Annotated in this window: 18 protein-coding genes and 1 tRNA gene; 13 read left to right on the top strand and 6 right to left on the bottom strand. The window is 73.1% G+C overall.

Annotated features, from left to right (window positions below; all coding sequences use genetic code 11):
• Positions 1-35: 35 nt before the first annotated feature.
• From ACF1BN_RS04080 to ACF1BN_RS04090, 3 genes are read left to right on the top strand one after another with little or no spacing between them, the layout of a single operon-like run.
• Positions 36-911: an FAD binding domain-containing protein gene (locus ACF1BN_RS04080; RefSeq protein ID WP_392330025.1), complete on the top strand. Its 876-nt coding sequence runs from the start codon at positions 36-38 to the stop codon at positions 909-911.
• On the top strand, positions 908-2,398 hold the full coding sequence (locus ACF1BN_RS04085; protein ID WP_392330026.1) for a 2Fe-2S iron-sulfur cluster-binding protein: 1,491 nt from the start codon (positions 908-910) through the stop codon (positions 2,396-2,398). Before ACF1BN_RS04080 ends, ACF1BN_RS04085 begins: the two co-directional genes overlap by 4 nt.
• Positions 2,395-4,722, top strand: a complete 2,328-nt coding sequence (locus ACF1BN_RS04090; protein ID WP_392330027.1) for a xanthine dehydrogenase family protein molybdopterin-binding subunit — start codon at positions 2,395-2,397, stop codon at positions 4,720-4,722. Before ACF1BN_RS04085 ends, ACF1BN_RS04090 begins: the two co-directional genes overlap by 4 nt.
• An 84-nt stretch (positions 4,723-4,806) precedes the next feature.
• On the opposite strand, the gene ACF1BN_RS04095 is transcribed toward ACF1BN_RS04090, so the two are convergent.
• Together ACF1BN_RS04095 and ACF1BN_RS04100 are read right to left on the bottom strand one after the other, a co-directional pair.
• Positions 4,807-5,199 (bottom strand): phage holin family protein, encoded by a 393-nt coding sequence (locus tag ACF1BN_RS04095; protein WP_392330028.1) that lies wholly within the window; start codon positions 5,197-5,199, stop codon positions 4,807-4,809.
• 66 nt (positions 5,200-5,265) lie between these two features.
• A tRNA-Cys gene (locus tag ACF1BN_RS04100) sits at positions 5,266-5,340 on the bottom strand.
• Positions 5,341-5,598: 258 nt separating this feature from the next.
• Here ACF1BN_RS04100 and ACF1BN_RS04105 point away from each other — a divergent pair.
• The 9 genes from ACF1BN_RS04105 to ACF1BN_RS04145 all read left to right on the top strand — a co-directional run bounded on the left by ACF1BN_RS04105 (position 5,599) and on the right by ACF1BN_RS04145 (position 15,497).
• Positions 5,599-6,009, top strand: a complete 411-nt coding sequence (locus tag ACF1BN_RS04105; RefSeq protein WP_392330029.1) for a hypothetical protein — start codon at positions 5,599-5,601, stop codon at positions 6,007-6,009.
• A gap of 20 nt (positions 6,010-6,029) precedes the next feature.
• A complete protein-coding gene (locus tag ACF1BN_RS04110) occupies positions 6,030-8,393 on the top strand; it encodes a hypothetical protein (RefSeq protein ID WP_392330030.1) in 2,364 nt (787 codons plus the stop codon).
• 5 nt (positions 8,394-8,398) lie between these two features.
• Positions 8,399-9,055, top strand: a complete 657-nt coding sequence (locus ACF1BN_RS04115) for a hypothetical protein (RefSeq protein ID WP_392330031.1) — start codon at positions 8,399-8,401, stop codon at positions 9,053-9,055.
• An 82-nt stretch (positions 9,056-9,137) separates the two neighbouring features.
• Positions 9,138-10,607, top strand: coding sequence for an MFS transporter (locus ACF1BN_RS04120; protein WP_392330032.1), 1,470 nt, complete (start codon positions 9,138-9,140; stop codon positions 10,605-10,607).
• A gap of 40 nt (positions 10,608-10,647) precedes the next feature.
• Positions 10,648-10,848: a CopG family transcriptional regulator gene (locus ACF1BN_RS04125; RefSeq protein WP_392330033.1), complete on the top strand. Its 201-nt coding sequence runs from the start codon at positions 10,648-10,650 to the stop codon at positions 10,846-10,848.
• A complete protein-coding gene (locus ACF1BN_RS04130) occupies positions 10,845-11,243 on the top strand; it encodes a type II toxin-antitoxin system death-on-curing family toxin (protein ID WP_392330034.1) in 399 nt (132 codons plus the stop codon). The genes ACF1BN_RS04125 and ACF1BN_RS04130 overlap by 4 nt, the downstream gene beginning before the upstream one ends.
• A gap of 134 nt (positions 11,244-11,377) precedes the next feature.
• Positions 11,378-13,171, top strand: coding sequence for a DEAD/DEAH box helicase (locus ACF1BN_RS04135; protein ID WP_392330472.1), 1,794 nt, complete (start codon positions 11,378-11,380; stop codon positions 13,169-13,171).
• 432 nt (positions 13,172-13,603) lie between these two features.
• Positions 13,604-14,245, top strand: coding sequence for an IclR family transcriptional regulator (locus ACF1BN_RS04140; protein ID WP_376599112.1), 642 nt, complete (start codon positions 13,604-13,606; stop codon positions 14,243-14,245).
• Between the two features lie 469 nt (positions 14,246-14,714).
• Positions 14,715-15,497: a S16 family serine protease gene (locus ACF1BN_RS04145; protein ID WP_392330473.1), complete on the top strand. Its 783-nt coding sequence runs from the start codon at positions 14,715-14,717 to the stop codon at positions 15,495-15,497.
• Here ACF1BN_RS04145 and ACF1BN_RS04150 read toward each other — a convergent pair.
• From ACF1BN_RS04150 to ACF1BN_RS04165, 4 genes are all read right to left on the bottom strand, one after another.
• Complete coding sequence (locus ACF1BN_RS04150; protein WP_392330035.1) at positions 15,430-16,770, bottom strand: MFS transporter; 1,341 nt, start codon at positions 16,768-16,770, stop codon at positions 15,430-15,432. The genes ACF1BN_RS04145 and ACF1BN_RS04150 overlap by 68 nt on opposite strands.
• Positions 16,767-16,910, bottom strand: a complete 144-nt coding sequence (locus ACF1BN_RS04155; protein ID WP_392330036.1) for a hypothetical protein — start codon at positions 16,908-16,910, stop codon at positions 16,767-16,769. The genes ACF1BN_RS04150 and ACF1BN_RS04155 overlap by 4 nt, the downstream gene beginning before the upstream one ends.
• A gap of 28 nt (positions 16,911-16,938) precedes the next feature.
• A complete protein-coding gene (locus ACF1BN_RS04160) occupies positions 16,939-17,544 on the bottom strand; it encodes a helix-turn-helix domain-containing protein (protein ID WP_392330037.1) in 606 nt (201 codons plus the stop codon).
• Positions 17,545-17,620: 76 nt separating this feature from the next.
• A complete protein-coding gene (locus ACF1BN_RS04165) occupies positions 17,621-18,097 on the bottom strand; it encodes an Lrp/AsnC family transcriptional regulator (protein ID WP_392330038.1) in 477 nt (158 codons plus the stop codon).
• 121 nt (positions 18,098-18,218) lie between these two features.
• Between ACF1BN_RS04165 and hppD the strand changes: the two genes are divergently transcribed.
• Positions 18,219-19,364 carry a 4-hydroxyphenylpyruvate dioxygenase gene (gene hppD / locus ACF1BN_RS04170; RefSeq protein WP_389159950.1) on the top strand — a complete coding sequence of 382 codons (1,146 nt, stop codon included), beginning with the start codon at positions 18,219-18,221 and terminating at the stop codon, positions 19,362-19,364.
• Positions 19,365-19,454: the final 90 nt, after the last annotated feature.

Raw genomic sequence — 19,454 nt, forward strand, 5'->3', positions numbered from 1 at the left:
GGGACGGACCGGGACAACCGGGAAGGGGCAGCGGGTTGACCACGCACGCACCACAGACGGCGCAGTCCGTGACGCTGCCCGCCTCGCTCGACGAGGCCGTGGCCGCGCTCACCGCCATGCCGGCCGCCGTGCCCGTCGCCGGCGGCACCGACCTGATGGCGGCCGTCAACCGCGGCCAGCTCCGCCCCGCCGGGCTCGTCGGCCTCGGCCGCATCAACGAGATCCGCGGCTGGCAGTACCAGGACGGCCACGCCCTCCTCGGCGCCGGCCTCACCCACGCGCGCATGGGCCGCCCCGACTTCGCCGCCCTCATCCCGGCCCTCGCCGCCGCCTCCCGCGCGGCCGGGCCGCCCCAGATCCGCAACGCCGGCACCCTCGGCGGGAACGTCGTCACCGCCGCGCCCACCGGAGACTCGCTGCCCGTGCTCGCCGCGCTCGAGGCCGACCTCGTCGTCGTCGGCCCGCTCGGCAGCCGCGAGATCCCCGTCTCCCACCTCCTCGCCGGCCGCGACCTGCTCGCCCCCGGCGAGCTCGTGGCCTTCGTCCGGGTCCCGCTGCTCCACGCCCCGCAGGTCTTCGTCAAGGCCACCGGGCGCACCGGCCCGGCCCGCGCCACCGCCTCCGTCGCCGTCGTCCTCGACCCGGCCCGGCGCGGGGTCCGCTGCGCCGTCGGCGCGGTCGCCCCGATGCCGCTGCGCCCGCTGGAGGCCGAGCGCTGGATCGCCTCCCTGGTCGACTGGGACAACGACCGGGGGCTCGCCCCGGAGGCGCTGACCGCCTTCGGCGAGTACGTGGCCGCCGCCTGCATCCCCGATCCGCCGGGCGACGAGCAGCTGCCGCCCGCCGTCCTGCACCTGCGGCGCACCGTCGCCACTCTCGCCCGCCGGGCACTGGGGAGGGCCCTGTCGTGAGCACCAGCAACCACGAGCCGCACGAGACCGCGGCCCAGGCCGCGCCGGGCGGCTGGGAACCGATCCCGCAGAGCGAGGGGTACGACGAGGGCGCGACCGCCTTCGTCCACCTGCCGCCGGAGTTCATGCTGGACGGGGTGCCGCTGGAGGCCCCCGGCCACGGGTACACGCCGCCGATGATCGTGCCGCTCCAGCCGCTGCCGCAGGCGGAGCGGGCCGGCGAGGGCGTGGAGTTCTTCGCGCCGGAGCAGGGTCCCTTCACGGAGGGGCCCGAGCCGCTGCCGCACGGGTACGGCGAGGAGTCCGCCGCCGGGCCGATGGCGCGTCCGTACGTGGAGCACGACCCGCACGCGACGGCGGAGTGGCACTTCGGCGGGACGGGCCGGTGGGAGGTCCCGCCGGTGCCGGAGGCCCCGTCGCACGACTTCGAGGCCGGGCACGCCACGGAGCCGGTCGCCGAGCCGGTCGCCGAGGCACGCGTCGATGCGCCCTACGCGGAGGCGCCTTACGCGGAGGCGCCCGTCGAGGCGCCCGAGCCCGTCTCGTACCAGCAGGCGCCGCCGACCCTGCCGGGCGGCGCGCCGGCGCCGTGGGCGGTCCCCGAGGCCGCCGAGGAGCCCGCCGCCGGGCAGGCCGCGGAGTTCACGGGGGAGTTCGGCGGGGAGCACGCCGAGGAAGCCGCCGAGGGGTACGCGGGGGAGTACGCGGACGGAGCCGTCGAGGGGTACGCGGACGGAGCCGCCGGGGAGTCCGCCGGAGCGCCGGAGGCCGAGGCCCAGGCCGGGCCGGACGCCGGGTCCGAGCCCGCGTCCGAGCACGCGTCCGAGCGCGAACCGGAACCCGGGGCGACCGTCCCCATCGCGACCGCCGAGGCGGAGCCCGAGGCCGCGCCGGACGCCCCGGTGACCTCGTACACCTCCGTCGACAGCGACGAGCACCCGCACACCTCCTACGTGCTGCGGGTCAACGGCGCCGACCGGCCCGTCACGGACTCCTGGATCGGCGAGTCGCTGCTCTACGTGCTCCGCGAGCGGCTCGGCCTCGCCGGCGCCAAGGACGGCTGCTCGCAGGGCGAGTGCGGGGCGTGCAACGTCCAGGTCGACGGGCGGCTCGTCGCCTCCTGCCTCGTCCCGGCCGCCACCGCCGCCGGCTCCGAGGTGCGTACCGTCGAAGGACTCGCCGTGGACGGCGAGCCGTCCGACGTGCAGCGGGCGCTCGCCCGCTGCGGCACCGTCCAGTGCGGCTTCTGCATCCCCGGCATGTGCATGACCGTGCACGACCTGCTCGAAGGCAACCACGCCCCCACCGAGCTGGAGACCCGCCAGGCCCTCGCCGGCAACCTCTGCCGCTGCTCCGGCTACAAGGGCGTGCTCCAGGCCGTCGAGGACGTCGTCGCCGAGCGCGGGGCCGCCGCCGAGCACGCCACCGCGGGCGAGGACGACGCCTCGCCCCGCATCCCGCACCAGCACGACGGAGGCAGGGCGTGAGCAGCGACGCGACGACCGCCATTCCCACGCTCCCCTTCGCGGAGGCCGCCGGGGCCGCGCCGGAGCCCGAGACCCCCGTCCTCGGGCTCGGCGCCTCCCTCCCGCAGGCCGACGCCCGCGCCAAGGCCGAGGGCACCTTCCCGTACGCCGCCGACCTCTGGGCCGAGGGCCTGCTGTGGGCCGCGCTCCTGCGCTCCCCGCACGCCCACGCCCGGATCGTCTCCGTCGACACCTCCGCCGCCGAGGCCATGCCCGGCGTCCGGGCCGTGGTCACCGCCGCCGATGTCCCCGGCACGGCCACCTACGGGCGGCGGGTCGCCGACCGGCCGGTCTTCGCCGACGGCCTGGTCCGGCACCACGGCGAGGCCATCGCCGCCGTCGCCGCCGACCACCCCGACACCGCCCGGCTCGCCACCGCCGCCATCCTCGTCGAGTACGAGCTCCTGGAGCCCGTCACCGACCCGGAGAAGGCGTTCGCCGCCGAACCGCTCCACCCCGACGGCAACCTGATCCGGCACATCCCGCTCGCCTTCGGCGACCCCGAGGCCACCGGCGAGGTCGTCGTCGAAGGGCTCTACCGGGTCGGCCGCCAGGACCCCGCCCCCATCGGCGCCGAGGCCGGCCTCGCCGTGCCCCGCCCCGACGGCGGCGTCGAGCTCTACACCGCCTCCACCGACCCGCACACCGACCGCGACCTCGCCGCCGCCTGCTTCGGCCTCGCACCGGACCAGGTCAAGGTCGTCGTCACCGGAGTGCCCGGCGCCACCGGCGACCGCGAGGACCCCGGCTTCCAGATCCCGCTCGGCCTGCTCGCGCTGCGCACCGGCTGCCCGGTGAAGCTCACCGCCACCCGCGAGGAGTCCTTCCTCGGCCACGCCCACCGCCACCCCACCCTGCTGCGCTACCGCCACCACGCCGACGCCGAGGGCCGGCTGGTCAAGGTCGAGGCGCAGATCCTCCTCGACGCCGGCGCCTACGCCGACTCCTCCTCGGAGTCCCTGGCCGCCGCCGTCGCCTTCGCCTGCGGCCCGTACGTCGTCCCGCACGCCTTCGTCGAGGGCTGGGCGGTCCGCACCAACAACCCCCCCTCGGGCCACGTCCGGGGCGAGGGCGCGATGCAGGTGTGCGCCGCGTACGAGGCCCAGATGGACAAGCTCGCCGGCCGGATCGGCGTCGACCCCGCCGAGCTGCGCATGCGCAATGTCCTGTCCACCGGCGATCTGCTGCCCACCGGGCAGACCGTCACCTGCCCCGCCCCGGTCGCCGAACTCCTCGCAGCCGTACGGGACTTCCCGCTGCCCGCGCTGCCCAAGGACACCCCCGAGGAGGACTGGCTGCTGCCCGGCGGCCCGGAGGGCGCCGGCGAACCCGGCGCCGTCCGCCGGGGCGTCGGGTACGCGCTCGGCATGGTCCACATGCTCGGCGCCGAGGGCACCGACGAGGTCTCCACGGCCACCGTCCGGGTCCTCGACGGCGTCGCCACCGTCATCTGCGCGGCGGTCGACACCGGTTCGGGCTTCTCCACCCTCGCCCGCCAGATCGTCCAGGAGACCCTGGGCGTCGACGAGGTCCACGTCGCCCCCGTCGACACCGACCAGCCCCCGGCCGGCGCCGCCACCCACGGCCGGCACACCTGGGTCTCCGGCGGCGCCGTCGAGCGCGCCGCCAAGATGGTCCGCACCCAGCTCCTCCAGCCGCTGGCCCACAAGTTCGGCATGTCGACCGAGCTGCTCCAGATCAGCGACGGCAAGATCACCTCGTACGACGGGGTCCTCTCCACCACGGTCGCCGAGGAGATGGACGGCAAGGAGCTGTGGGCCACCGCGCAGTGCCGCCCGCACCCCACCGAGCCGCTGGACGAGTCCGGGCAGGGCGACGCCTTCGTCGGCCTCGCCTTCTGCGCCATCCGCGCGGTGGTCGACGTCGACATCGAGCTCGGCGCGGTCCGCGTCGTGGAGATGGCCGTCGCCCAGGACGTCGGCCGGATCCTCAACCCCGCCCAGCTCGCCACCCGCATCGAGGCCGGCGTCACCCAGGGCGTCGGCGCGGCCCTCACCGAGAACCTGCGCACCGCGCGCGGTCTGGTCCGCCACCCCGACCTCACCGGCTACGCCCTGCCGACCTCGCTGGACGCCCCGGACATCCGGATCGTGAAGCTCGTCGAGGAGCGGGACGTCGTCGCCCCCTTCGGGGCGAAGCCGGCGAGCGCCGTGCCCGTCGTCACCTCGCCGGCCGCGGTGGCGGCCGCGGTCCGCGCGGCGACCGGCCGCCCGGTCAACCGGCTCCCTATCCGGCCCCAGGCGGCGGTGGCCGCGACCCCGTAGGACGGAGGCCTGGGCGGGACGAGCCCGGAGGACGGAGGCCGGGGCGGGACGAGCCCGCGGGGGCGGCGGTGCGGCCCGGCGCGGTCAGTCCTCCGCGGTCTCAGCGATCTCCACCCGGGAGGTCAACTGGGAGAGCGCCAGCACGGTGCCGCGCGTCAGCAGCGCGGCGAGCAGGATCGTCCCCCACCCCTCGATGTGCATCGGCGAGACCTTCGGCGCCAGCCAGGACAGCAGCCACCAGATCAGGGCGTCCTGCGCGAACCCGATCCCCCCGAACACGGCGAGCATCGACACCGGGACGCGCCCGGAGGGCCCGACGTACACGAGCTGGGTGAGCACGACCATCACCAGCGTCGTGATCATCAGGGCGAGCACCGCGTCGACGGTCTCCCCGTCGAAGGTGATGCCGGGCAGCAGCCATCCGGCCGCGAGGACCCCTATGAGGGTGCCCAGCCTGCGTCTGAAGTGATCGTTCATGCGGCGGACTGTGACACAGGGCGCGGACCCGGTGAAAGAGGTGCGGATCAATGTGGATCAAACAGTTGGAGACCGTGGCGGGATTCGAACCCGCGTCACTCGCTTTGCAGACGAGCCCCTGAACCACTCGGGCACACGGTCGTGTCGGTGTGGCGACAAGGAAGACGTTAGGGGGCTCGGGGGAGGGCCTCAAGGGGGATCGGGGGCGCGCCACGGGACTGCAACACGGCTGTCACGCCGCGTTCACGATGAATGAATGTGATCAGTAGCGGAAGCGAATATTCGGCCAGGTGGCTTGTTCGCTACGACCTCACGTGCGGCTGGAACTCGATGCGTACGTCTGTGCGTGCCCGTGTGCATGCGTAAACTCCGGCTCCTCAGGGGCGGAGTGGGGGAAGCATGTCGTTCGAGGACGAGTGGGCCCAGGCGAAAGGCGCCGCGATGCGGCTCGACGGGGTGCCGGCCGACCAGGGGCGGTGGAGCCCCGGGGTCGACCTCTCCGTGAAGCAGGACCACCTCGGCGCGATCGGCCATGCCGCGTACGAGCTGCACGGCAGGCTGGCGAGGGACGGCAACCACGCCCGCATGGACAGCGCGGAGGCGGTGACCGCGCTGTCCGCCCACGGGTTCCGTACGGCAGCGGCTCTGGCGACCGTCCACGAGACCTGGGGCTTCCAGCTCCGCACGCTGCTGCACGCCGTCGCCCACATCTCCAACCACCTCGACCACAGCGTGGCCTCGCACGCGAAGGACGACGCGGAGATCGCCACCTCCCTCTCCGTGTCCAAGATCAGCGAGTACTTCAAGTAGGGGAGAGGGACGGCAAGACGGTGCTCACCTTCGACAACGTGCTCCAGGCCCCCCTCGGCCGGCTGAAGGACGCGGCCGACCGCTGGGCCGAGATGAAGCGCAAACTGGATGAACTGGCCGAGGACGCCCGCCTGACGATGGCCGCGCAGGCCAGGGCGGAGGACTGGCGCGGCCTGAACGCCGAGGTCACGAAGCCCTTCATCGACAAGACCACGAAGGAGTTCAGAGACGCGGCCCAGGCGGCGGACGGCATCCGCAGGATCCTGGAGGACGGCCACGGCGCCTTCAAAAGGGCCCAGGGCGAGCTGAAGAAGATCACGGAGGTCGAAGCCCCCGCCCGAGGGCTCGTGGTGAAGGCCGACGGGACCGTCGAAGCCCGCCGGCCGATCGCCGAGAACACCGCCGCCCGCCACGACCCGGCCTTCGAACCGGCCCTCCGCAAGGAGGAGGCCGAGGTGGCCGCCATGAAGCGACGGATCGACGCGATCGTGGAGAGCTGCGACGACGCCGACGTGGCCTGCGCGAACGCGCTGCGCGCCGACATCACCGGTGACGCCCACAACTTCAGCGCCCCGAAGTACACGAGCCTCGACGCCGAGGAGGCCGCCCGGGCCGCCGAACTCGCCCGGAAGGGCCGGGACCTCACCCACGCGGAGCTGGAGCGGCTCAACGAACTGCTCGCCGACAACCGGACGGCGGGGGAGTTCTCCCGGAGCTTCTACGACCGGCTCGGCACCAGGGGAGCGCTGGAGTTCTTCGGCGAGCTGGCGTCCGACACCGGAGGACAGGGCTCGACGGCACGGGACGAGGAGCGCCTGGCGGACGTCCGGGCCCTCCAGAAGAACCTGGGCCTCAACCTCGCCAACGCCACGCGCGGGGACGAGGGATGGGCCAAGGAGTGGTCCGCCGAGCTGCGCAGGCTCGGCACCGAGCGCGTCCCGCTCCCCTCACGGCCCGACGGCACCGGCCCGTACGGCTACCAGCTGCTCGGCGGGCTCCTCCGGTACGGCGACTACCACCCCAAGTTCCTCGTCCCGATCGCCGAGCACGTCACCCAGCTCCACCAGAAGGAACCCGACCTCTTCAAGCCCGACCGCACGCTGCTGGGCCCGCGCTCCGACGGCACGTACAACCCCTCCGGCACGAACGGGCACGGCTACGACCCGGTGATCCCGGTGCTGGAGGCGCTCGGCCACAGCCCGGAGGCGGCCAAGCAGTTCTTTTCGGCCGAACCCACGGCGTACGAGCGGGACGGGAGGGTGGGCGGGACGCTGGATCTGGGGAAGGACGAGGGCGGCAACGCCGTCGACAAGTACTTGGACTACTTCGCCGACGAGAAGTACGCGTCCTTCGCGGACAACAGCCCGGGGGAGGACGGCTCCGAGACCAAGGACTACATGCCCGACGCCCTGGGGCATGCCCTGGAGGCGGCGACGCTGGGGCACGCCTGGGACGATTCGAGTGCGGGGCTGAACAGGGACGCGACGACGGCCGGGATCATGTCAGCTGTCGTGGAGAAGTACAGCGACGCCGAGTTCGTCAAGAAGCACCAGTCGGCTCTGGCGGACAGCCTGGGCAATATGGGCGCGGGGTACATCGACGACCTCAGTTGGGCACTCACCGAGGGCGATGCGCATTCCGTCTACGCGCCCGCCACCGAAGGCAAGTCGTTGAGGGACGCCGCTGACATCGCAGCTCTTCACCCGGAGTTCGGGAGGGACAGCGCGACGAAGTTCCTGACTGTCCTGGGGCAGCACCCCGACGCGTACGCGTCGATGACCACGGCGGACCGCCTCTACACGGCGAGCCTGTTGGAGGCGCAGGTCGGCTCCGACGGGCGGATCGACGAGGGGCGTGCCTGTGAGGCCGCGCGAACCGGGGCCAAGGTCCAGGGCTTGCTGGACGAGTCCCGTGCGGCGCAGATCGTGGCCGAGGGGGAGAAGCTTCAGGAGGACTACGAGAAGGCGCAGGAAGAGCGCGGCGCGTGGGTGCAGTTCGGAGCCACCGCAGCCATCGCGGCGGGTGTCGCCTTCGTGCCTGCCACCGCCGCGGCGGCGGGCGCTGCCGCGATCCTCGTCCCGCTAGCGGTCGACACCGGCTCCGGCGCGATGGAGACCCTGGCGAGCGTGGTGGTCGGTGACTGGTCCGAGAAGTCCGTCGAGGAGAACAAGAAGGCCACGGAGGACAAGGTCGATGGAGAGAAGGCAGCTGTCTATCTGGACGGCCTGCACAGTGCGGAGTCCCCGGTGAAGCACTTCATCGACGTGCGCGGGGATCAGGTGAGCAGTGGATTCAGGGACGACCTCATCGGCGCCGTGGACGGCGGCTACGGAGCAGGCAATCGGTTTGCCGGGCAGTTCGGCAACGGACCGGAGACAGGGTGATCGCCATGCGGAGGACGTGGCAGGGCGCCATCTCCGTCTCCGGAATGGCCGTGTGTCTCCTCGCCACCGGCTGTGGCGAAGAACCCCCTGAGCCGGAGCGGGTCACGGCCGAGCGGCAGTGCGACGACACGCTGTCGGCGGATGCGGCGCGTGCTCTGGAGACCGTACTGCGGACGAAGACGTTCTCGCATGATCCGAAGGGTGGACTGGACCGCGTCACGGGCAAGCTGGTCGAGGACTACACGAAGCCGCGGCGGGGGACGCCCTACCGTGACCTGTGCCGGGCCGATCTTCCCCTCGGTGCGGGAACCGAGAGCGTCGACATAGGGTTCGGCTTCTACGAGGAGGACGAACTCTTTGGGGACGCCCGGCCCCGAGCACTCCACCCCTACAACATGGGCGTCGAGGCGCGGTCCGGCCCGAGGAAGGCGTACCTCTTCGTCAGGTGTGTCAGCCCCCTGCTCAAGGGGTCCGCCGAGCGTCCCGCCCGCATCCGGGGGAGGCTCGACGTCGACCGCTCCAAGCTCCCCGACACCCTCCCCATCCGCGAAGCGAACCTCACCATCCTCCACTCCACCACCCTCGCCCTCGTCCGCGAGCTCCGTTGCGAGAACGACGCCGGCCTGAGCGAGAAGCCCGTCTTCAAGGCGCTGCCCGAGTAGGGGAGGCGTAGGACCAAAGGGGGAAGCGCGCATCCGTCCCGCGACAGGGGTCATCCAGGGCTACGGCCCTTACCCTGTGGGAATGAGCGCCCTTGAACCCCGTGAGGCCGGCACCGGCGCCGGGCCCATATCCGCCGACGGCCCCGCCGACGACCTGCCCCGAGGCTCCGTCCTGGACGGGGCGCATCGCGCGCTCAGCATCGGGATCGTCTCCGTCGTGCTGCTCGTCGCGTTCGAGGCGACGGCGGTCGGGACGGCGATGCCGGTGGCGGCGCGGGAGCTGAACGGCGTGTCGGTGTACGCGTTCGCGTTCTCCGCGTACTTCACGACCAGCCTCTTCGGGATGGTCATGGCCGGGCAGTGGTCCGACCGGAACGGGCCGCTCGTGCCGCTGACGGCCGGGATGGGCGCGTTCGCGGCCGGGCTGGTGCTGTCCGGGACGGCGGGGGTGATGGGGGTGTTCATCCTCGGCCGGGCCGTGCAGGGGCTCGGCGGCGGGCTGGTGATCGTCGCGCTGTACGTGGTCGTCAGCCGGGCGTACGAGGAGCGTCTGCGGCCCGCGATCATGGCGGCCTTCGCGGCGGCCTGGGTCGTGCCGTCCGTGGTCGGGCCGCTCGCCTCCGGGACGATCACCGAGCACCTGGGGTGGCGGTGGGTCTTCGTCGGGATCCCGGCGCTGGTCGTGCTGCCGCTCGCCCTCGCGCTCCCGGCGATCCGCCGGACCGCCTCCGGGCCCGCCGACCCGTCGGCGCCGCGTGCGCCCTGGGACCGGCGCAGGATCCTGCTGGCCCTCGCGATCTCGGCGGGCGCCGGGCTCCTCCAGTACGCCGGGCAGGAGCTGCGGTGGCTGTCGCTGCTGCCGGCCGCCGTCGGCGCGGCGCTGCTCGTGCCGGCCGTGCGGGGGCTGCTGCCGCGCGGCACGGTCAGGGCGGCGCGCGGGCTGCCGGCCGTGATCCTGCTGCGGGGCGTGGCCGCCGGGTCCTTCATCGCGGCCGAGTCCTTCGTGCCGCTGATGCTCGTCACCCAGCGCGGGCTCAGCCCGACGCTCGCCGGGCTCTCGCTCGCCGCCGGAGGGCTCACCTGGGCGCTCGGATCCTGGATCCAGTCGCGGCCGTGGACGGAGCCGTACCGGGAGCGGCTGGTCGTGCTCGGCATGCTGCTCGTCGCCGTCGCGATCGCCGCCGCGCCGAGTGTGCTGCTGCCCGCCGTGCCGGTGTGGGTGGTCGCCGTCGCCTGGGGCTTCGGCTGCCTCGGCATGGGCGTGGTGATCGCCTCGACGAGCGTGCTGCTGCTGAAGCTGTCGCCGCCGGCGGAGGCCGGGGCGAACTCGGCGGCGCTCCAGATCTCCGACGGGCTCTCGAACGTGCTGCTGCTCGCGGTGGGAGGCGCGGCCTTCGCCGCGCTGGGCGGGGGCGCGGCCGGGCACGCGGTCGCCACCGCCGGCGACGCCTCGCACCCCGGTGCCTTCGCCGCCGTCTTCCTGCCGATGGCGGGGGTCGCGGCGGCGGGGGCGTGGGTGGCGACGCGGCTGCGGGGGCATGCGGCGCCTTGAGTGGTACCACTCTGACCCCATCGACTGGTACCGTTCTGGTATGGCCATGAACCTGCGTCTTCGCGACGACCAGACGGAAGCCCTCAAGCTGCGCGCCGAGCAGGAGGGCACCAGCATGCACGCCCTCCTCCTCAGGGCGGTCGACGACTATCTGTCCCGCACCGCGCAGGAGGCGATCGTGCGGCGGACGGCCATGGAGCAGGCGGCCAAGTGGCACGAGCTGATGGAGCGGCTGAAGTGAGCTGCGTCTACCTGTCCACGGAGGACGTCCTGGTCGTCGCCGAGCACGCGGTCGACGACCAGAAGGTCGTCGTCCGGGACGCGGGGCTGCTGGACTCCGCCGTGCACCGGCCGTCGGCGGCGATGTTCGGCCAGGAGGCGTATCCCGATCTCCTCACCAAGGCCGCGGCCCTGCTCCAGTCGCTCGCCGTGAACCATCCGTTCGTCGACGGGAACAAGCGGACGGCCTGGCTGTCCTGCGTCACCTTCCTCGCCATGAACGGCGTCCAGCTCCGGCCGGACATCGACGCGGCGGAGCGCCTGGTCATCGCCGTGGCGACCGGTGAGACCGACGGCGTCGAGGTCATCACGGACGGCCTGCGCGCCTTGATCGACACGGACGACCGCGGCGCGTGACACCGGCGTGAGGTGGGTCGCAAAGGGCGCCCCTCCGCACCGTTTCGATCGAGGTTCCGCCCGCCCCGCCGGTAAGGTGGCCCGGTTGTCATATCTGGACGAGCGTCTGGACGAGCGCCGAACCGTGACCGGAGATCGTGACTACCACCGCAACCTCCTCTCATCACCTCTCTCCCGCCTTCCCCGGCCGTGCTCCCTGGGGCACCGCCAACAAGCTGCGAGCCTGGCAGCAGGGCGCGATGGAGAAGTACATCCAGGAGCAGCCCCGTGACTTCCTCGCGGTCGCCACACCCGGCGCCGGCAAGACCACCTTCGCCCTGACCCTGGCGTCCTGGCTGCTGCACCACCACGTCGTGCAGCAGATCACGGTCGTCGCCCCCACCGAGCACCTGAAGAAGCAGTGGGCGGCGGCCGCGGCGCGGATAGGGATCAAGCTGGACCCGGACTACAGCGCCGGGCCACTCAGCAAGGAGTACGACGGCGTCGCCATCACGTACGCCGGCGTCGGGGTACGGCCCATGCTCCACCGCAACCGCTGCGAGCAGCGCAAGACCCTCGTCATCCTCGACGAGATCCACCACGCCGGTGACTCGAAGTCCTGGGGCGAGGCGTGCCTGGAGGCCTTCGAGCCCGCCGCGCGGCGGCTCGCCCTCACCGGCACGCCCTTCCGCTCCGACACCAACCCGATCCCCTTCGTGACGTACGAGGAGGGGAACGACGGCATCCGGCGCTCCTCCGCCGACTACACCTACGGATACGGGAACGCGCTCGGCGACGGCGTCGTCCGGCCGGTCATCTTCCTCTCCTACAGCGGCAACATGCGCTGGCGGACGAAGGCCGGCGACGAGATCGCCGCCCGGCTCGGCGAGCCGATGACCAAGGACGCGATCTCGCAGGCCTGGCGCACCGCGCTCGACCCGCGCGGCGACTGGATGCCGAACGTGCTCCGCGCCGCCGACCAGCGCCTCACCGAGGTGCGGAAGTCGATCCCGGACGCGGGCGGTCTGGTGATCGCCTCCGACCAGGACTCGGCCCGCTCCTACGCCAAGCTGATCCGCGAGATCACCGGCACCGGGGCGACCGTCGTGCTCTCCGACGAGGCCGCCGCCTCGGCCCGTATCGACGAGTTCAGCGAGAACACCGACCGCTGGATGGTCGCCGTCCGCATGGTGTCCGAGGGCGTCGACGTGCCCCGCCTCGCCGTCGGCGTGTACGCGACGACCATCTCCACGCCCCTGTTCTTCGCCCAGGCCGTCGGCCGCTTCGTGCGATCGCGCAGGCGCGGCGAGACCGCGTCCGTGTTCCTTCCCACCATCCCGAACCTCCTCGGCTTCGCCAGCGAGATGGAGGTCGAGCGCGACCACGTGCTCGACAAGCCGAAGAAGGGCGGCGAGGAGGACCCGTACGCGGAGTCCGAGAAGGAGCTCGCCGAGGCCGAGAAGCAGCAGGACGAGGACACCGGCGAGCAGGACATGCTGCCCTTCGAGGCGCTGGAGTCCGACGCCGTCTTCGACCGCGTCCTCTACAACGCCGCCGAGTTCGGCATGCAGGCGCACCCCGGCAGCGAGGAGGAGCAGGACTACCTCGGCATCCCGGGCCTGCTCGAACCCGACCAGGTGCAGCTGCTGCTGCAGAAGCGGCAGGCCCGGCAGATCGCGCACAGCCGCAAGCGGCCGGACAGCGAGGCGGACCTGCTGGAGCTTCCGGCGGAGCGGCGCCCCGTCGTTTCCCACAAGGAACTGCTCGAACTGCGCAAGCAGCTCAACACCATGGTCGGCGCCTACGTCCACCAGAGCGGCAAGCCGCACGGCGTGATCCACACCGAGCTGCGGCGGGTCTGCGGCGGGCCGCCGAGCGCGGAGGCCACCGCCGGACAGATCCGCGAGCGGATCAAGAAGGTCCAGGAGTGGGCCACCCGGATGCGGTGACCCGGGCGGCCCGGGACCCGCGCCCAGGTCATGGGAGAGGCCCGTACGACGGCGGTCGTACGGGCCTCTCCGCCGTTCCGTGCGAAGCGGTCCGGCACCGGGGCCGGCCCCCACGGACGGCCATCCGGCACCCTCCACGCTACGGGCACGACATAGCCGCATCTGTCAGCCAAAGTCCCGAGGAGGGCCGACGAAGGTCCTGAACCGTCCGCATCCGGTCGCCCGCGCCCGGATTCTGGACGAGGTCTTCCGCTGAGCGGAGCGGGTCGCTACTGTCCCGGCTCAAAAGCAATCGCCCCGTGGCAGCGCCGCCGCGGAGCGCAGCCGGTGTACCCCTTCCTGCCGGCGGCCTCTGACGTGCGTCGCCGACGGGACCGGCGCCGCGAACCCCGTGAGAGCCCGCCGTCACTCACTTTCGAAGGAGAGGGCGTCGTGACCGCGGAGACCTCCCAGACGCTCGACAGAGGACTCAGAGTCCTCAAGCTGCTCGCCGACACCGACCACGGCCTGACGGTCACCGAGTTGTCCAACAAACTCGGTGTCAACAGGACCGTGGTCTACCGTCTGCTCGCCACACTCGAACAGCACGCCCTCGTCCGCCGCGACCTCGGCGGCCGGGCCCGCGTCGGCCTGGGCGTGCTGCGCCTGGGCCGGCAGGTCCACCCGCTGGTGCGGGAGGCGGCCCTGCCCGCGCTGCGCTCGCTCGCCGAGGACATCGGCGCGACCGCGCACCTCACGCTCGTCGACGGGGCGGAGGCGCTCGCCGTCGCCGTCGTCGAGCCCACCTGGACGGACTACCACGTGGCCTACCGGGCCGGCTTCCGGCATCCGCTGGACCGGGGCGCGGCGGGCCGGGCCATCCTCGCCGCCCGCCAGGGCACCCTGATCGACCCCGGCTTCACCCTCACCCACGGCGAGCTGGAGGCCGGGGCGAGCGGTGCGGCGGCCCCGCTGGTCGGGGTGACCGGCGTGGAGGGCAGCGTCGGCGTCGTCATGCTGGCGGACGCCGTGCCGGAGCGGGTCGGCCCGCGCGTCGTGGACGCGGCCCGGGAGGTCGCGGACGCGCTGCGGTGACGACCGGGGCGCCGTACGCGGGGAGGGGGCATCCGTACCGGCACGGGTGCCCCTTCCGCCTGTCACGGGGCGGCGAGGCCCGCGCGCCTGCGCCCCGCGCCCGCCGAGCCGACCCGCCCCGCGGGCCGTGGCGTGGCCCGTCGGAGGGGCCCAGACCCCCCAGACCCCGCCCCCAGACCCCGGCATGAACGCCCCCGAAGGCCCCGGACGGCCCCGAGGGCGGTGAAACGGCGTATGAGGGCGGGGGAGGGCGTACGAAGGGCGGGGACGGCGTACGAGCGCGGGGACGGCGTACGAGTGCGGGCGCGGGGCACGGCTGCGCGGCCGGCCACCGCACGGGCCCGGCCGGCCACCGCACGGGCCCGGCCGGCCACCGCACGGGCCCGGCCCTCCTCGGTCACGGGGCGGCCCGCGCCCGTCGGTGGCCTCGGGCCAGTAGATTGGGGGCGTGCTCTCCCGTCTCTCCCGGATGCCCCGGTCCCGTGTGCTCGCGGCGTGCGCCGTGCCCGTCGTGGCGCTGGTCGCCGTGGCGGGGCTCGCGCCGCTGCCGTTCGCCATCGCCCAGCCCGGGTCCACCGCCGACGTCCTCGGGAAGGACAAGGGCCGGGAGGTCATCACGATCACCGGCGCCCCGGTCCGGCCCACCACCGGCCAGCTGCGGATGACGACCATCCTCGCCACCGGCCCCGGCACCGACGTGGACCTCGGGGACGTGGCCGACGCCTGGTTCCGCACGGACCGGGCGGTGCTGCCGCACGACTCCGTCTACCCGCCGGGGAAGTCCGACGCCGAGATCGAGAAGCGGAACCTCGGGCAGATGAAGCAGTCCCAGGACGCCGCCGCCCTCGCCGCCCTCGGCTATCTCGACCTCGACCCGAAGCAGGTGAAGGTGGATCTCCACCTCGCCGACGTCGGCGGGCCGAGCGCCGGGCTGCTCTTCGCCCTCGGCGTCGTCGACAAGCTCGACGGGGACGGCGACGGCGGCGAGCTCACCGGCGGCGAGAACATCGCCGGTACGGGCACGATCGCGCCGGACGGGAAGGTCGGCGCGGTCGGCGGCGTCTCCCTCAAGACCCAGGCCGCCGCGCGCGACGGCGCCACCGTCTTCCTCGTGCCGAAGGCCGAGTGCTCCGACGCGGAGGCCGAACTCCCCGACGGCATGCGGCTCGTGCCCGTCTCCACCCTCAGCGACGCGGTGGCGTCCCTGCGGGCCCTGGGGCAGGGGCAGGAGTCGAAGGTCCCGGCCTGCTAGCCGCCGGTTCCGGCGTCACCGACCCGGCGTCCAGGCCGCGCCAGGCGGGGAAGGCCGCCGGGGCGAGCGTCACCAGGAAGTAGAGCGCCGCGACCCCGAGCAGCGTCGCCGTCAGCCCCGCCCGCTCGACCACCAGTCCCGTCACCAGACCGCCCAGCGGCGTCGCCATCAGGACCCCGGCCGTACTGGCGCCGGCCACCCGGCTGCGCAGCCCCTCCGGCACCCGCTCGTACATCACCGTCGACAGGATCGGGTTGAGCACCCCGGCGCCGAGTCCCGCCGTCACCGCCACCACGAGGAGCGGCGCCACCGTCCCCGTCAGCGCCGCCACCACGAACAGCGGGGCGCCGGTGAGGACGAAGCCGACCGTGAAGACCCCCCGGCGCGGGAAGCGGTGCCCCACCGCCCCGTAGAGCAGCGCCCCGGTGAGCGCGCAGCCCGCGAAGACGGCGACCAGCAGGCCCTGCGCGGCGGGCCCGCCCAGGTTCTCCCTGGCGTGCAGCGGCAGCAGCACCGAACTCCAGCTCAGCGCGAGCCCGTTGGTGAGCATGACCATCAGCGTGATGCCGAGCATCAGCCGGTCCCCGAAGAGGTACGCGTACCCCTCCCGCAGGTCCGCGCGGTACCGCGCGGCGGAGAGCGGCGGCCCGTCCCGGCGCGGCGCGGCGGCGGCGAACCGGCGCAGTCCGGCGGCCGTGAGCACGGCCGAGACACCGAAGGTGGCCGCGTCGAGGAGGAGCACCGTGTCCGCGCCGACCGTCGCCACCAGCACGCCGCCGAGCGCCGCGCCGCCCATCCGCGCTCCGCGCGACACCGCGTCGTACAGGCTCGCGGCCCGGGACAGCGGCGTCCCGGCCCGCTCGGCGAGGTCGGGCAGCAGGACGTGTCTGGCGGTCTCGCCGGGGGCGTGGAAGAGCCCGGTGATCCCCATGAGCACGCACAGCATCCCGTACGGGAGGAGCCCGGAGTGGTGCAGCACCGGGATCGCGGCGAGGGCGAGCCCGCACACCACGTCGGAGGCGACGCCGACCCGCCGCCGCCCGATCCGGTCGACGACCGGTCCGCCGGCGATCGCGGACAGCACGACCGGGAGGGCGGCGCAGAAGGCGACGAATCCTGCCTTGCCGGGGGAGCCCGTGGTCTCCAGGGCGAACCACGGCACGCCGATGAGGGTGAGCGAATTGCCCGCGATCGAGATCGCGTTGGCGGTCAGGACGGTGAACAGGGGCCTCCTGTCCCGCTCCTCGGACTTCCCGCGCTCCCGGGCGCTCACGCGGCGACGGCCTTCCGGTGGGCCTCGGCGGCGGTCGTCCGGTGCGGGAGGAGGTGGATGTCGGCGTGCATGGTCGCGCGGTCCCTTCCGTGGGTGGTGGGCGTGGCGGGTCCCGCGAGGGTGCGGGCGGGTCGTCGCACCCTCACGGGACCCCGCCCCACGGCCCCCTCAGTCCTCGCGCTGCGGAAACGCGTGCAGGTGGAGCCGTACGCGTGCGGCGTCCGGCGCCTCGGCCCCGGGGGCGTCGCGGTACTCGTCGATGAGGGCGTGCAGCCGTGCCGAGAGCTCCCGCAGGGCGGCCGGCGGCAGCCGGACGGCGAAGTCGCTCATGTCCGCCGCGCCGGACCAGGCGTCGTCCCAGTCGTGGCGGGTCGCGATCCAGGTGGACAGTTCCCGGGTGTGGCTGGAGGCCACCTCGTGCAGCAGGAGGTCGGCGGCGCCCCGTACCTCGGGGTCCGGGTCGCGGTAGAGGGATTCGTCCCAGCTGATGCCCTCCTGGACCGCCTTCCACCAGCGCTCCCGGCCCTTGCCTCGGGCCGGGTCGTCCTCGACGAAGCCGTGCGCGGCGAGCTGGCGCAGGTGGTAGCTGGTGGCCCCGCTGGACTCGCCGAGGCGTTCGGCGAGCCCGGACGCGGTGGCGGGCCCGGACTGGCGCAGGAGGCGCAGCATCCGGATGCGCAGGGGATGGGCGAGCCCGCGCAGGGAGCGAGGGTCGAGCACGCGGGTCTCGTGCTTCCTCGGCGCCTTCCGCGGGGCCTTCTCAGGCTCGGGCATGCGCCGAGCGTAGACATGCAAAGAAGGCGTTGCAAGGGTTTCTTTGCAACGCCTTCTTTGCGTCAGGGGGAGGGGGTCACTCCGTCTCGCCCTCCGCCGCCTGCTCCACCAGCGGGATGATCCGCAGCGGCACCGCGTTCTCCATCACGATCGCCGTCGACGCCCGCACGATCCCCTCGAAGGCCACCACCTTGTCGATCACCCGCTGGAGGTCCGCGTTCGACCGGGCCACCAGCCGGCACAGCATGTCCCCGTGGCCGGTCGTCGTGTGCAGCTCCAGCACCTCCGGCACCGTCGCCAGGTGCTCCCGCACGTCCGCGCCCTGGCCCTGCTTGATCTCCAGCGTCGCGAAGGCCGTCACCGGATATCCGAGCGCCGCCGGGTCCACCTGCGGGCCGAAACCGCGGACCACCCCGCTCGCCTGGAGCCGGTCGAGCCGCGCCTGGACGGTGCCCCGGGCCACCCCCAGCCGCCGCGACGCCTCCAGGACCCCGATCCGCGGTTCCCGCGCCAGGAGCACGATCAGCCGCCCGTCCAGATGATCGATCGCCACAGCACCCTCCGAATGGTCACGATGTACAAGTCGCCCGGCCATACTCGCTGGTCGCTGTACAGATTGCCCACCCCTGAGGCGAACTATTGCGCACCTTGCGGGTCGGCGGGACCCTCTTCCCATGACTGAGACCCTTGACCACACCCCTTCCACCGCGCGTGAGGCCGACCCCTTCCCGGTGAAGGGCATGGACGCGGTCGTCTTCGCCGTCGGCAACGCCAAGCAGGCCGCGCACTACTACTCCACGGCCTTCGGCATGAAGCTGGTCGCCTACTCCGGACCGGAGAACGGCAGCCGCGAGACCGCCAGTTACGTCCTCACCAACGGCAACGCCCGTTTCGTGTTCACCTCCGTCATCAAGGCGACCACCGACTGGGGCCGGTTCCTCGACGAGCACGTCGCCGAGCACGGCGACGGCGTCATCGACCTCGCCATCGAGGTCCCCGACGCCCGCGCCGCCTACGCCCACGCCGTCGCGCAGGGCGCCACCGGCCTCGTCGAGCCGTACGAGCTGAAGGACGAGCACGGCACCGTCGTCCTCGCCGCCATCGCCACGTACGGCAAGACCCGCCACACCCTGGTCGAGCGCTCCGGCTACACCGGCCCGTACCTCCCCGGCTACACCGCCGCCGCCCCGATGGTCGAGCCGCCGGCCAAGCGCACCTTCCAGGCGATCGACCACTGCGTCGGCAACGTCGAGCTCGGGAAGATGAACGAGTGGGTGGCGTTCTACAACGACGTCATGGGCTTCACCAACATGAAGGAGTTCGTCGGCGACGACATCGCCACCGAGTACTCCGCCCTCATGTCGAAGGTCGTCGCGGACGGCACCAAGAAGGTGAAGTTCCCGATCAACGAGCCGGCGATCGCGAAGAAGAAGTCGCAGATCGACGAGTACCTGGAGTTCTACAACGGCCCGGGCGTCCAGCACATCGCCCTCGCCACCAACGACATCGTCGCCACCGTGCGCGCGATGCGCGCCGCCGGCGTCGAGTTCCTGTCCGTCCCGGACGCCTACTACGACACCCTCGGCGAGTGGGTCGGCGACACCCGGGTGCCGATCGACGAGCTGCGCGAGCTGAAGATCCTCGCCGACCGCGACGAGGACGGCTACCTGCTCCAGATCTTCACCAAGCCGGTCCAGGACCGTCCGACCGTCTTCTTCGAGATGATCGAGCGCCACGGCTCCATGGGCTTCGGCAAGGGCAACTTCAAGGCGCTCTTCGAGGCCATCGAGCGCGAGCAGGACAAGCGCGGCAACCTTTAGGACCCGTCCGGCAGTTCCCGTCGGTCCGGCCGGGGCGCCTGAGCAGCTCCGCCGCAAGGGCGCCCCGGCCGCACGCCGATCGCACGCCCC

The sequence above is a fragment of the Streptomyces sp. NPDC014861 genome (assembly GCF_043081625.1).
GTDB lineage: Bacteria > Actinomycetota > Actinomycetes > Streptomycetales > Streptomycetaceae > Streptomyces.